Here is a 12764-nt window from a genome sequence, read left to right as displayed (position 1 = left end):
GTTCTTAGTTTCTGACCAGGTAATACTCTGATAAGGGTAAATAACCTATTAAATTGACCAGTTTGATGTTTTGAGTATAATGTGTATCTTGCTTTGATACAAAAAAACACCTTTTTTTGAGGGATTTCAAACATCAATAAATGAAAAGAAGAGAATTGATCAAATTGGTAACGATGGCAACAGGAGCTGCCTTAACCGTGCCCTTGTCAAGTTCACTATTGACCGCTTGTCAAAAAGTAGAAGCCGTAAAAGATTCAGATTATCAATTGCAATATTTTAATGAGAAGGATTTCTCATCACTAATTGAAATGCTGGACATCATTCTTCCCAAAACAGACAGCCCTTCTGCTGTAGAGGTGGGAGTACATCAAATTATTGACAACATGGTTGGTCAGGTATACAGTAATGATGAAAAGAATGAATTTACTGAGAAATTCACAGCCTTAAATGATTATGCTGCCTCAGGGATGAATGCTGATAGCTTTAAAAATTTAATAAGTTCAAAAGAGGAAAGCGAGCAGGAAGCAAAATCAGGACTTATTGGCCTCAAACAACAAGCAGTTGCCTATTATTTGTCAACAGAGGAAGTAGCGAAAAATTATTTAAATTATTTACCGGTACCAGGGGTATACGAACCTTGCATTTCATTGGAATCAGTAGGTGGAAAAGCATGGGCACTATGAGTTCAGATAAAGCAACAGAAAATACATTTGATGCCATTGTAATTGGTTCAGGTATAAGCGGAGGTTATGCGGCCATGGAGTTGTGTACAAAAGGATATAAAACACTGATGTTAGAAAGAGGGAGGATGGTGAAACATGGGGATTATCCCACTGCTACTAAAGATCCGTGGGAACTGCCAAATCAAAATCGAGTTCCTGACAAAGAGAAGGAAGAGCATTATTTTCAGCAAAACAGATTAAACTGGTGGGTCAATGAAGACAATAAGCACTGGGTAAATAAGGACAGTGATTATTCTTACGATGAGGTCAAACGATTTGATTGGATTCGAGGGCACCATGTAGGAGGGAGATCGATCACATGGGGAAAACACTGCTACCGTTGGAGTGATCTTGACTTTGAAGCAAACAAAAAAGAGGGCATCGGAGTTGACTGGCCCATTCGATATAAAGACATTGAACCCTGGTATGATAAGGTTGAAACCTTCGTAGGTGTGAGTGGTCAGAATGAAGGGTTAAAGCAAGTTCCTGACGGGAAGTTTTTACCACCTTTTCCGCTTAATTGCGCTGAACAACACTTTAGAGAAGAAGTGGCTAAGGTATACCCGGAGAGAGTGATTACACCAGGAAGGGTTGCTCATTTAACAAGCTATGACCCTGAAATTCATAAAGGGCCAAGAGGGCAGTGTCAGAGTAGGAACAGGTGTTGGAGAGGATGCCCATTTGGTGGCTATTTCAGTAGTGTTTCGTCTACCATACCCGTGGCTGAAGAAACGGGTAATTTGACCATCCGTGCCAACAGTATTGTTGCTGAGATTGTATATGATCAGAAATCTAAAAAAGCTTCAGGTGTTAGAATTATTGACGGTGAAACTGGCGAAGAAATCGTATTTAATGCGCGAATCATATTCTGTAATGCAAGTACAGTGGGTACAACCGCTATTTTATTAAATAGCCGTTCTGAAACCTTCCCTAACGGTTTAGGGAATAGGAGTGGGGAGTTAGGTCATAATATGATGGACCATCATTACGGAATGGGTGTTTATGCAAAAATGCCTGGTTTTGAAGACAAATACTATAAAGGAAGAAAACCTGTTGGTTTTTATATTCCGAGGTTTAGCAATATTAATGAGACTTCAGAAGAGAAAAACTACTTAAGGGGTTTTGGTTATCAAGGGTCAATAAATAGGGCCAAAAACAATCCTGAAGGCCTCCTTGGAGAGGAATTGAAAAATGAAATATTTAAGCCTGGAGATTATTGGCTGGGCATGACTGCCTTCGGTGAAATTCTGCCCCATCATGATAATAAAATGTTCCTGAATTTTGATAAAAAAGACAAACACGGAATACCCATGATTACTTTTGATGCAGAGTTAAGAGAGAATGAGTTAAAAATGCGTGAGGATGCTATAAAATGTGCCGTTGAAATGCTTGAAGCTTCAGGTTGTGAGAACATTCAAACTTATAATAGTAAAACGGCGCCCGGAGCCTGCATCCATGAGATGGGGACGGCTAGAATGGGGAGAGACCCCAAGACTAGTGTTTTGAATAAATGGAATCAGATGCATGATGTACCCAACGTGTTTGTGACTGACGGAGCCTGTATGGCCAGTTCAGGGACGCAAAACCCAAGTATTACTTATATAGCTTTAACTGCCAGGGCTGTAGATTATGCAGACAAGCAAATCAAAGCAGGGAAGTTATAAGCAAAAAGATTTAAATTTTAATTCTACATGGCAGGTCAAATTGATACTGCCATTTTTTTGTGCACTTTGGTCTAAATAGAGAAATCATTGGGCTAATTCATCAAGTTTTAAGCTTGTTTGCATTGTAATTTTGATCCTTCAGTATTAATAATCTTAAATCATTGGATCATGAATAAATCAATTTTTATTACAGGGGCAAATGCAGGTATCGGTAAGGATGTAGCCAGACAATTGGCTTTGTTGGATACGACAGAAAAAATTTACATGGGATGCAGAAATATGCGTAAAGCCGAAACGGCAAAAAAAGAATTAGAAAGTATTACGGGTAAAGACATATTCGAAATAGTACAAATAGATGTCTCAGATCTGAGTTCGGTTAGGGCTGCCGTGAAGTCTTTAAAAGAACCTTTTGATGCTTTAGTAATGAACGCTGGGGGTACGGGCGGCAAAAATTTTAACGAAGTGAATCATAATGGGGTCATGCAGCAATTCTCGGTAAATGTTCTGGGCCATGTTGTTTTGGCAGAAGAATTGATAAAAGCTGGGAAATTAAAGAAAGTAGCTTTGTATGCAGGTTCAGAAGCAGCCAGAGGAGTTAAATCTTTTGGAATGAAACGTCCGAGTTTTAAATCGCATTCTGTGGAGGAGTTTTCAAGTGTGGTTGATGGTTCATTCTTTGGTAAAAATAAAGATGAGATGGTACCTTATGGTCCGGTCAAATACCTTGCGGCTTTATGGATGGCTTCATTGTCGCGTGAGTATCCTGAAATTAGATTTATCACAATGAGCCCGGGAGGCACAACAGGAACGGAAGTTGCCAATACACTATCTCCTATTAAGAAAACCATGATGACCGGTATGATGAAAATGATGGAAGTATTCGGAAGAGTACATAAACTCGAAGTAGGGGCAAGACGCTTTGTTGACGGGATAAATGATCCTACATTAGAGTCAGGTGTTTTTTATGCAAGCAAATCAGGGATAACGGGCCAAATAGTAGATCAGGGTACCTTATTCAACGATTTTCACAATGTGGTTTATCAGAATAATGCAAGAGAATCTATTCATCGATTTATTAACTAGAACCTGATGAAAATATTCATGTGAATTTGGCAATTTACTATACAATATTTCATTAATTTTACTGAAGATAGCGGCTCGATAGCTAATCTAAAATTCATTAATTGCCGCCAGAATTTTTGCATTATCTAGTTGTATAACTAAGAAAAGCGGAACGATGGAAAAATCAGTGTTATTAAGTTTAATTCTGTTGATGTTCGTCATTGGAATCAAAGCTCAGGAAAAAGACTCAGATCAAGAACAGGTTGAAGAAATAGGGCAAAGCAGGGATTCACAAGCTATGGATGCTACGGCAACACAATGGAGCTTTCAGGCGGCTTATCAATGGATGCCTGACTATTATGACGACATTGTGAATGGAGAACCTCGCAGACCAGGTTTGGATAATTATCTTCAACTGCGCATTGTGGCCCCAATTCCTTTAAAATCATTAACGATTCTCCCCAGATTGACCATAAGACATTACGAAGACGTTTACACCGGGAAATCAGGTTTTGGAAATACTGAGTTGTTTGCTTTAGTGATTCCTAAAGCGACTGATTGGGGAACGGGCAGAGCTGGTATAGGACCCTTAATTACAGCTCCTGGTAGTGAGGGTGTTTCAAAAGATGAATGGGGATATGGTTTTGCTGCTGCGATTGTAAATAATACCGGTCAATGGTTTTATGGCTTACTGTTTACCCAAACCTGGAGAAGTATAGATCCAAAAACGTTACCTGCAGGTGATTCGGATATTAACCCATTAGGAATAGCACCTTTTGTAGCATATAGGTTTGGTACTTCAGGTTTCTATTTACAGACTGCAGACATGGTTGCATTATATGACTGGAATACCAGTGGTTTTTACCTGCCTGTAGGATTGAGATTCGGAAAAGTATGGGTGCTTGAAAAAGCCTCGTGGAATTTATATGGAGAATATAAGACCAGTGCTGTTTATGATTCCTGGGAAGGTCCAGCGGTTAAAAATTCATACCGTTTAAATATCTCTTACACCATGCCCGTTGGTAGTAAATAATGGAGTGGATTAAAGTGCGAATTGCATCTATTAGGCAGCAAGAAAATAACTGCTCATAAATGAATTGTTATAAGCAGTGTATATTGTGTTCTAATTAGAGTTTAGCATTTAAGCCTCTTTGAATTCGCTTTTGTTTGGTATGAGCCAATTCATCCAGCTTTTCTGCACTTTTTTAGGTATTTCTGAATGGAACTCATCGATTTTTTCGATCTCCCAGTTTTCAAAATACTTGCCTTTTGCAGTTAGGCGGTAATAACCTTCTCTTCTAACACTTTCTACGTAACCTTTTTCCGCAAGGAATTCAATAGCCTCATTTAATAAGGGTCTTGTGTTCGCCTCGTCTTTGAATTTTTTTCTTGAATAATTCCAAATACTGTATTCGTTAAAATCCAATTTGTAGGGTTGTAGAAACTTTAAAATTCGGGTAGTGTTTGTTTTAGTAATTTCATCCATAGTCTAGAATTTGATATTGTTACTCTCAAATATAGGCTTTTATTGCTTGTAAATCAATGATATATGTCACTAATTTTAACATTTGAGTATAGCAAACTATGAATACTTTTTTTTCAAGCCTAGAATTTTAGGAATGAACAACTCATTTTATTCTGAATAGATCAAATAGAATAAGAATGATAAAGTTGGCTTCGCCAGATATTTTCAATAGTTTTACTCGAATAATAACAGATAATTATGAAACGAGTCACGCTGTCAATTTTATGCTCTTTGGCTTTTGTTTTAGTAGCAACTGCTCAGAGTAAACCGGCTTATAACTTGTATAAAAGCAATGGTAAGGAGGCGAAATATGAAAAAATGATCAAGGATCTTGCAAAAAGTGATATGGTCTTTTTTGGTGAATACCATACCAATCCTATTTCTCATTGGATGCAACTAGAAATGAGCAAAAGCTTTTTTGAAATTAAAGGCGAGCAATTGTTTTTTGGTGCTGAAATGTTTGAAAACGGTAATCAGTTGGTTTTAGATGAATATTTAGCCGGCTTATATGCCGAGGATAAAATGCTTCCTGAAATAACCCAAATGTGGGCGAATTACCATACAGATTACAAGCCTTTACTTGATTTTGCGAAGGAAAATAACCTCCGATTTATAGCTACGAATATACCCAGAAGATACGCTTCGATGATTAATAAAAAAGGCATTGAAGGCTTAAAAGAATTAAGCCCTGAGGCCTTGGCCATGATCGGGCCAGATTTAGAGAAATATTTTGACCCCAGCGTTAAGGCCTATGCTGAAATGGCTGATATGATGGGCGGGCATGTTCCGCCAAACATGTTGAATATACAAACAGCTCAGGCTTCTAAAGATGCCACCATGGCACATTTCTCACTGAAGAACTTTAATGAAGGAGATTTTTTGTTTCATTTTGAAGGAGCATATCATTCAAATTATGACCAGGGAATCATCTGGTGGATCAATAAGATTCAACCAGGTTTGAATATAAAATCGATTACTACAGTCACCGAATCTGAATGGTTGGAAATGACTGAGGACGAAAAGAAGACTATAGCCGATTATATTATTGTGGTTGCCGATAATATGACCCAGACCAAAAGATGATCAAAATTACCGGATCAGTATTTTGACATCATAGCATGTTTAGCTATAAAACGAAGACTACATGAAAACGAATAAAACGATGGGAATGGGCGTGGCCCTAGGTATTGGGATAGGCACTGCGATTGGTGTAGCGACCGGAAATATGGGGCTTTGGCTTTCATTAGGAATTGCCATAGGAATTGCTATTGCTGGTGGTATCAATCGAAAGAATTTGAAGAATAAATAAGAGATCGGCTCCATCCTTCAACAATGAGAATCATTTTTTAATCACTATTTTTAAGGCATGCATATAAAAAAGAACTATTCGACTTTTGAAATGGCGTGGTGGACGCGTTTCGATACTTTGATTTTTTTGTTGATCATTATGGGATGGGTGTCTGTCTATTATATTTTTGATCTGGGATGGCTAAAAATTCCATGGACACCAATAGGGTTAATTGGAACTGCCGTAGCTTTTGTCATAGGTTTTCAGAACAACGCCTCATATGACAGGATTTGGGAAGCAAGAAAAATTTGGGGAGGAATTGTAAATACATCTAGAACCTTTGCCACCTTTATTCAGGATATGATTGACAATGAAAATTGCGATCAACCTATCAGTAGCGAAGAAATCAAAAAAGAAATTAAAACCTTAACCTACCGGCATATCGCCTGGATGACAGCACTGAGATATGCAATGAGGGTTTCCAAACCTTGGGAAACTTCGATTAACCATAGAACCAACAGAGAATGGGGGATGGAGCCTCCGGAAAAAACATCCTTCCTTGATGATGAATTAAAATGTCTTATTACAGATCAGGATATTGAATATTTGAAGGATAAAGACAACAAACAGACGGCTATATTGTATTTGCAATCACATCATTTGAAGCGATTAAAAGAACAGGGAAATATCTGGGAGTTTTCTTTTTTAGAATTGGAAAATGTAATTAAAGAAATGTACACTTTACAAGGTAAAAGTGAACGCATAAAAAACTTTCCTTATCCAAGACAATTTGCTACTCTAAATCATTTCTTTATGTGGATTTTTGTGTTGTTGTTGCCCTTGGCATTAGTACCTCAGTTTGCGGAAATAGGCCAAAAAATAGCATCTAATCATCCAATAATTGGAGACCTCTTTATTTGGGTTTCGGTACCTATATATGTTATTGTGTCATGGATTTTTCATACCATGGAGAGGATTGGCCGAACAGGAGATAATCCATTTGAAGGTACTCCTAATGATGTTCCCATTTCTACTATTGCAAGGGGTATAGAAATTGATTTAAGACAAAATTTGGGAGAAACAGGTGAGCAAATTCCGGATCAGTTTCCGATAGTGAGGCAGTCTCAATTTTAGCAATAATTTACTCGATTCAACGACTATTTGATTCCTAAAGAATTATAAATTTAAAGAACAGTATATGATCAAGAGAATTTTTATAATGGGGTTATTATTACTATATATCAATGGTCAGGCGCAAAACGACCATGACTTGGATGAAAGAATGATCAAGGAAAAAGTGGATCAATTTTTTATGGCATTGGAAAAGCAGGACACCACTATGTTAAAAAAGCTTTGGTTTAGTGAAGGACAGGTGTGGACCATTAATAATACGACCAGCCCAATGACCCATTCTATGCGGTTCTTCAAGGGTGATTTAAAGAGTTTTGACCCAAAAATCATCTTACAGGAAAGAGCTTTGAGCTATGACATCAAGGTTCATAAGGGAATGGCGATGGCCTGGGTACCATATGATTTTCATGTAAATGGTCAATTTTCTCATTGTGGAGTGGATATTTTCAGTTTGATAAAAACTGAAAATGAATGGAAATTCATCAGTGCATCTTATACTGTTGAAAAGACTAATTGTGACGATTTAGCCCCCAAACCATAATGAGTTTGCGCTTTCCTTGCAAATGACATCTTATCAAAAAGTCTTATCTTTAAGCAAACCCCTAAATCAAATTAGATGTCTAAGCAACTTCAAAAAATTACTGAAAAACAATGCGCATTACCTCCTAAAAAATATGATGATCTTAAAGTTTTGTTTTTGAACTGTACTTTAAATCGCACACCAATTTTATCACATACAGAAGGCTTGATTAAAGTGGCTCAAAAGATATTTGAAGCCAATGGCGTTTCTAGTAAAATTATTCGTCCGGTTGATTATGATATTCCTGCTGGTTTGGGGCTTGATATGTCTAAAACCGATGAATGGGATAAAGATGACTGGCCATTGATTCAAAAAGAAGTTGACGCTTGTGATATATTGATTGTATGTACTTCAGTTTGGCTTGGAGAAAAGTCATCCGTTTGCAACAGAACCCTAGAAAGAATGTATGGTTACACCCATCTATTTAATGAAAAAGGGCAATACAGAGATTACGGCAAGGTTGGTGCAACGCTCATCACAGGTAATGAAGATGGGGTAAAACACTGTGCTATGAATATTCTATTTTCACTATCGCATATTGGCTATACGGTGCCTCCTCAGGCTGACGCCGGATGGATGGGTGAGGCAGGTCCGGGACCATCCTATAGTGATGAAGGATCTGGTGGACCAGAAAATGATTTTACAAACAGAAACACTACTTTTTTAGTTTGGAATTGCCTGCACTTGGCAAGAATGTTGAAAGACCAAGGTGGCGTGCCTGCTTATGGTAACCTGCCCGATGAATGGCAAGCTGGCTGTAAGTCTGGATTTGATAGTCCGGAGCACAAACGCTAAAGATTTGAGTTAATTCTTAATAAAAAAAATCCTTCAGCTCAATGCTTGAAGGATTTTTTTATATCTTTAAGGTAGGTCCAAAACTTTTTAGATATGAAAAATTTTATGTTGCTTTTTTTGTTTTCCAGTTTATCGATGATTTCTTGTGGAGGCGATGACGATGGTGGACTCCCGGCCGCAAAAAACTACAGTATTGAATATGAAGTAAAAACTACAGGAGATGTTACCGTGAACAAAATTCAATATCGTGGTGTAGACGCCGAATGGGTTATAATAGAGAACCCAACTATTCCTTGGGAGATATCCCTAACTATTCCAGCAGGAAAGGCACTAGAAGCTGCTGCCTATGGAGACATTCCTTTCGAAGGTGTTTTGACGATTGAATCGAGATGGTCTCCAATGTTAGATGGGCAAAGTTCTGAAAGTGAAACTTTGAAAAACGATACTCCCAATTCTGTCATTAATAATGGTAAAGTTGAGATTGAAGGACGTTCTCTACCAAGGTATTAGTAGATTCATTCTTAATTAGGGATCAAGGCAATGGCTCTTAATGGTGCACCGCTACCTCCTTTGATTTTCATGGGTAAGGCAATGACCTGAAAATCCTTTGCTGGTGCTTGATCAAGATTGGTCAGGTTTTCAAAAGCAGGGATATTATTTGACAATAAAACCACATGGGATTTAAATAATTTAGACTGGCCATAATCGATACTCGGCGTGTCAATACCTATGGCTTTTATACTCCTGTTTTGGGTTAGCCATGTGGCGGCCTCCTCTGATAGCCCCGGAAAATGTAATAATTTAACAGCATCAGGGCCCCTTTGGTCAGTTCCCATATATTTGATATGATCAGGATAGAATTTTGAATAGCCAGTTTCAAGTAGGACGATGCTACCGTTTGGTATGTGCATTCCTTCTTTAGATTCCCATGATTTAAAATCGTTAATACTGATCAGGTAATCTCTGTTGGCCAAAGCATTTTCAGAAACATCAATTTTAATGGCAGGCCCGATCAGTGATTCTAATGGAATTTGATCAACTGTTAACCCATTTTCAGCAAAATGAATTGGGGCATCCAAATGAGTGCCGCCATGTTCAGCAGTTGAAAAATTGTTGGCACTATAATAAAAACCACCTTCGGTTTGGCCGGCAAAAACCGTATCCATATCAAATTGTTTTGCGGTTACCCAATAAATGGTCTCTTTTGAATAATCATGCGATAGGTCAACAATAGTTTGGGGTGCCTTCTTTGAAGCTACTTCAGGCTCAAGTAACGACTCTTTCTCTGCTGAATTACAACTTAAAAGAGTGATGATTACAAATGAAGAAAAAACTTTAAAAGTTGACATGATGTTGAAAATGATTTGATTAATTCTTGGATTAAATTCTTTGGATTGAATAGATCACTATTGGTGTAGTCAAAAATTGATCTTTGTCTTCGCCTAGTTGGATTTGTTTTACAATCTTCATACCCTTGGTGACTTTGGCAAAAGCGGCAAAGCCCTGGCCGTCAGGATTGCGTTTGCCACCGTAATCGAGTTCTGGCTGGTCATTGATACATATGAAAAAACTACAGGTAGCAGAATTTGGTTCAGATCTAGCCATCGAAACAATGCCATCTTTATGAAGAATTCCTGTTTCCTGAGTTGTTTCAATCTCGATAGGAGGTAGTTGCTTTTCTTCTGGAATATCTCCTCCTTGGATCACTTCAATTTTAATGGTTCTATCGCTCTCATTATTTTCATTACACACTCTGAAAAAAGAAGAATCCTTATAGAGTTCAGCATCTACATAATTTAAAAAATTAGCAACTGTAACAGGAGCTTTATCCGAGTATAATTCTATATCAATATCTCCTGCGGATGTCATGATACGACAAAGAATTTTTTCCTGTGAAACAGCTGAAAACCAAGTTGTAAAAAGTAGTATTAAAAGAAATTTTTTAAACATTGAATAGAAATTTGATAAGGTTTGTGGTTTATAAAGTTAAGCACTTTTATATTGTTCATTTGATTTGCTGCTTATAAAAATGATCAGTACTGTATAATTTAATGGAAGTTTCTATTATTTTTGAGGGATGGAACAACTAACACTTACAACTCCCGCCTTATTGTTTTCGGCAATTTCATTAATTATGCTGGCTTATACAAATCGATTTTTAGCCTATGCTGCAGTGGTAAGAAATCTACATGACATGTATAAGAAGGATCAAAACCAAGTTTTGATACGGCAAATAAAGAACCTTAGGCAACGTCTCTATCTAACACGCGCCATGCAAATTTTTGGCATAAGCAGCTTACTTTTATGCGTAACGACCATGTTTCTAATTTATATAGAGCAACACTTAGTTGCCATATGGGTATTTGGTATGGCACTAATTCTCTTAATCGTTTCTTTGGCTCTTTTGATTAAAGAAATTCAAATATCAGTGGAGGCTTTAGAACATCATTTAAGTGATTTAGAGAACGACAGTAAATAGTTTGTCTTAATATGCGGCACATATTTTGTTTGATTTTGGTTTATCCGAACTCATCAACTAAACCCTCAGTGACTATGTCAAACCTATTGTGCTATTTGCTTGAGTGCAAATTGACGATTTCTCATTGAAGTCGAGAACTAATCATAATTATGTGCTATATTAGTTAGTTCTTTTTACCAACCTAAATTATACCGTCATGCGCCAATTATTACTCTTCCTGTTCCTATCAACTTCAGTTTTTGCTCAAACCAAATCCGGGCAAAATTCACCCCCACTTTCAATTGCAGTAGCAAGTGAGGTAGGTATGTCAGAAGAAAGATTGTCAATTATTGATGATATGCTGCTCGATGCGATTAAAAATAAAGAAATTCCAGGCGCAGTTGCCTTGGTAGCGAGAAAAGGAAAAATTGTTTATTATAAAGCATATGGTATGGCAGATAATACGGCCAATAGAAGTCTGGAAAAAGATGCTATTTTCAGAATAGCTTCACAGACCAAGGCGATTACGTCAACCGCGGTAATGATGCTGTGGGAGGAAGGTAAATTTAGATTAGATGATCCAATTTCAAAATACATCCCTGAATTTGAAAATGCGCAGGTTTTAGACTCTTTACTGGAAGATTCGACTTATACTACCATAAAGGCAGATAAACCTATTAGCATAAGACATTTGATCACCCACACTTCTGGTATAGGATATGGTTATATTGATGGCGATGAAAGGATAAAGAAAATATATGAAAAGGCTGGAATTACTGACTTATTTACAACCGAGCCTTTAACAATAGGGGAGAATATAAAGAAGTTGGCAAAACTCCCGCTTCACCACCATCCGGGAGAGAAATTTACTTATAGCGAAGGTCTTGATGTATTGGGGTATTTTATTGAAATCGTATCAGGGATGCCTCTTGACGAGTTCTTTAAAACGAGAATTTTCGATCCTTTGGATATGGAAGATACCTGGTTTTATTTACCGGATGCTAAGGTTGACAGATTGATACCTGTTCAAACTAAAAAAGAGGGTCAATGGGCTATTTACGCTAACCCTTCGGTTTATGATGTTGATTATCCAAAAACAGGAGCTAAAGCCTTTTTTTCAGGAGGTGCGGGTTTATCGAGTACTGCAAAAGATTACGCTACCTTTTTACAGATGTATTTAAATAATGGAGAATTGAATGGTATTCGCTTACTCAGCAGGACTACGGTTCAATTCATGATGGCCAATCAAATAGGAGATCTCTGGGGTGACTCCGGGTCTTTCTATGGCCTCGCTTTTGGCTTAGTGGATCAAAAAGGTCAGAACAAAGGAGGAGAAGGAAGCATCGGGACCTTTCAATGGGGCGGCTATTTTAACACCCAATACTATGCAGATCCTGAGGAGGAGGTTATTGGCATTATCATGAAACAAATGCAGGATGTTAAATCGGATAACACAGGTTGGAAGTTTCGCCAATTGGTAGGGCAGGCTATAGATGATTAAATATGATTTACTATTTGGTTTTGCCAAACCATTTGATA

The 12764-nt window shown here is 37.6% G+C and carries 15 protein-coding genes; 12 read left to right on the top strand and 3 right to left on the bottom strand.

What is annotated here, in order from left to right:
- The first annotated feature begins 140 nt into the window (after positions 1-140).
- The 4 genes from QWY87_RS09145 to QWY87_RS09130 all read left to right on the top strand — a co-directional run bounded on the left by QWY87_RS09145 (position 141) and on the right by QWY87_RS09130 (position 4481).
- Positions 141-683, top strand: coding sequence for a gluconate 2-dehydrogenase subunit 3 family protein (locus QWY87_RS09145; protein WP_290290469.1), 543 nt, complete (start codon positions 141-143; stop codon positions 681-683).
- Positions 680-2386: a GMC oxidoreductase gene (locus QWY87_RS09140; protein ID WP_290290468.1), complete on the top strand. Its 1707-nt coding sequence runs from the start codon at positions 680-682 to the stop codon at positions 2384-2386. Before QWY87_RS09145 ends, QWY87_RS09140 begins: the two co-directional genes overlap by 4 nt.
- A 168-nt stretch (positions 2387-2554) precedes the next feature.
- Complete coding sequence (locus tag QWY87_RS09135; protein ID WP_290290467.1) at positions 2555-3469, top strand: SDR family NAD(P)-dependent oxidoreductase; 915 nt, start codon at positions 2555-2557, stop codon at positions 3467-3469.
- A gap of 154 nt (positions 3470-3623) precedes the next feature.
- Complete coding sequence (locus QWY87_RS09130) at positions 3624-4481, top strand: hypothetical protein (RefSeq protein WP_290290466.1); 858 nt, start codon at positions 3624-3626, stop codon at positions 4479-4481.
- 108 nt (positions 4482-4589) lie between these two features.
- Here the strand turns inward: QWY87_RS09130 and QWY87_RS09125 are convergent, their stop codons facing one another.
- Positions 4590-4934: a helix-turn-helix domain-containing protein gene (locus tag QWY87_RS09125; protein ID WP_290290464.1), complete on the bottom strand. Its 345-nt coding sequence runs from the start codon at positions 4932-4934 to the stop codon at positions 4590-4592.
- Positions 4935-5171: 237 nt separating this feature from the next.
- Here QWY87_RS09125 and QWY87_RS09120 point away from each other — a divergent pair, with 237 nt between their 5' ends.
- The 6 genes from QWY87_RS09120 to QWY87_RS09095 all read left to right on the top strand — a co-directional run bounded on the left by QWY87_RS09120 (position 5172) and on the right by QWY87_RS09095 (position 9277).
- Entirely contained in the window at positions 5172-6056 is an 885-nt protein-coding gene (locus tag QWY87_RS09120; RefSeq protein WP_290290462.1) for a ChaN family lipoprotein, read from the top strand.
- Between the two features lie 61 nt (positions 6057-6117).
- A complete protein-coding gene (locus QWY87_RS09115) occupies positions 6118-6282 on the top strand; it encodes a glycine zipper domain-containing protein (protein WP_290290460.1) in 165 nt (54 codons plus the stop codon).
- 57 nt (positions 6283-6339) lie between these two features.
- Positions 6340-7395 carry a bestrophin family protein gene (locus QWY87_RS09110; protein ID WP_290290459.1) on the top strand — a complete coding sequence of 352 codons (1056 nt, stop codon included), beginning with the start codon at positions 6340-6342 and terminating at the stop codon, positions 7393-7395.
- Positions 7396-7459: 64 nt separating this feature from the next.
- Positions 7460-7933 (top strand): hypothetical protein, encoded by a 474-nt coding sequence (locus QWY87_RS09105; RefSeq protein ID WP_290290457.1) that lies wholly within the window; start codon positions 7460-7462, stop codon positions 7931-7933.
- A gap of 75 nt (positions 7934-8008) precedes the next feature.
- The gene (locus QWY87_RS09100) at positions 8009-8767 is read left to right on the top strand and encodes a flavodoxin family protein (protein ID WP_290290455.1); all 759 of its coding nucleotides are present in this window, start codon (positions 8009-8011) and stop codon (positions 8765-8767) included.
- 93 nt (positions 8768-8860) lie between these two features.
- The gene (locus QWY87_RS09095; RefSeq protein WP_290290454.1) at positions 8861-9277 is read left to right on the top strand and encodes a hypothetical protein; all 417 of its coding nucleotides are present in this window, start codon (positions 8861-8863) and stop codon (positions 9275-9277) included.
- Between the two features lie 11 nt (positions 9278-9288).
- Here QWY87_RS09095 and QWY87_RS09090 read toward each other — a convergent pair whose 3' ends face one another.
- Positions 9289-10116 carry a cyclase family protein gene (locus tag QWY87_RS09090; RefSeq protein WP_290290453.1) on the bottom strand — a complete coding sequence of 276 codons (828 nt, stop codon included), beginning with the start codon at positions 10114-10116 and terminating at the stop codon, positions 9289-9291.
- Between the two features lie 31 nt (positions 10117-10147).
- On the bottom strand, positions 10148-10717 hold the full coding sequence (locus QWY87_RS09085) for a peptidylprolyl isomerase (protein WP_290290451.1): 570 nt from the start codon (positions 10715-10717) through the stop codon (positions 10148-10150).
- A gap of 127 nt (positions 10718-10844) precedes the next feature.
- On the opposite strand from QWY87_RS09085, the gene QWY87_RS09080 reads away from it, so the two are divergent.
- Both QWY87_RS09080 and QWY87_RS09075 read left to right on the top strand, forming a co-directional pair.
- Complete coding sequence (locus QWY87_RS09080; protein WP_290290448.1) at positions 10845-11246, top strand: DUF2721 domain-containing protein; 402 nt, start codon at positions 10845-10847, stop codon at positions 11244-11246.
- 196 nt (positions 11247-11442) lie between these two features.
- Entirely contained in the window at positions 11443-12726 is a 1284-nt protein-coding gene (locus QWY87_RS09075; protein ID WP_290290446.1) for a serine hydrolase domain-containing protein, read from the top strand.
- Positions 12727-12764 lie beyond the last annotated feature (38 nt).

Origin of the sequence: Lutimonas halocynthiae, from assembly GCF_030409835.1 — a bacterium.
Taxonomy (GTDB): domain Bacteria; phylum Bacteroidota; class Bacteroidia; order Flavobacteriales; family Flavobacteriaceae; genus Lutimonas; species Lutimonas halocynthiae.
Note: the sequence above shows the minus strand (reverse complement) of the source record. Positions and strands in the feature narration are given on the sequence as shown.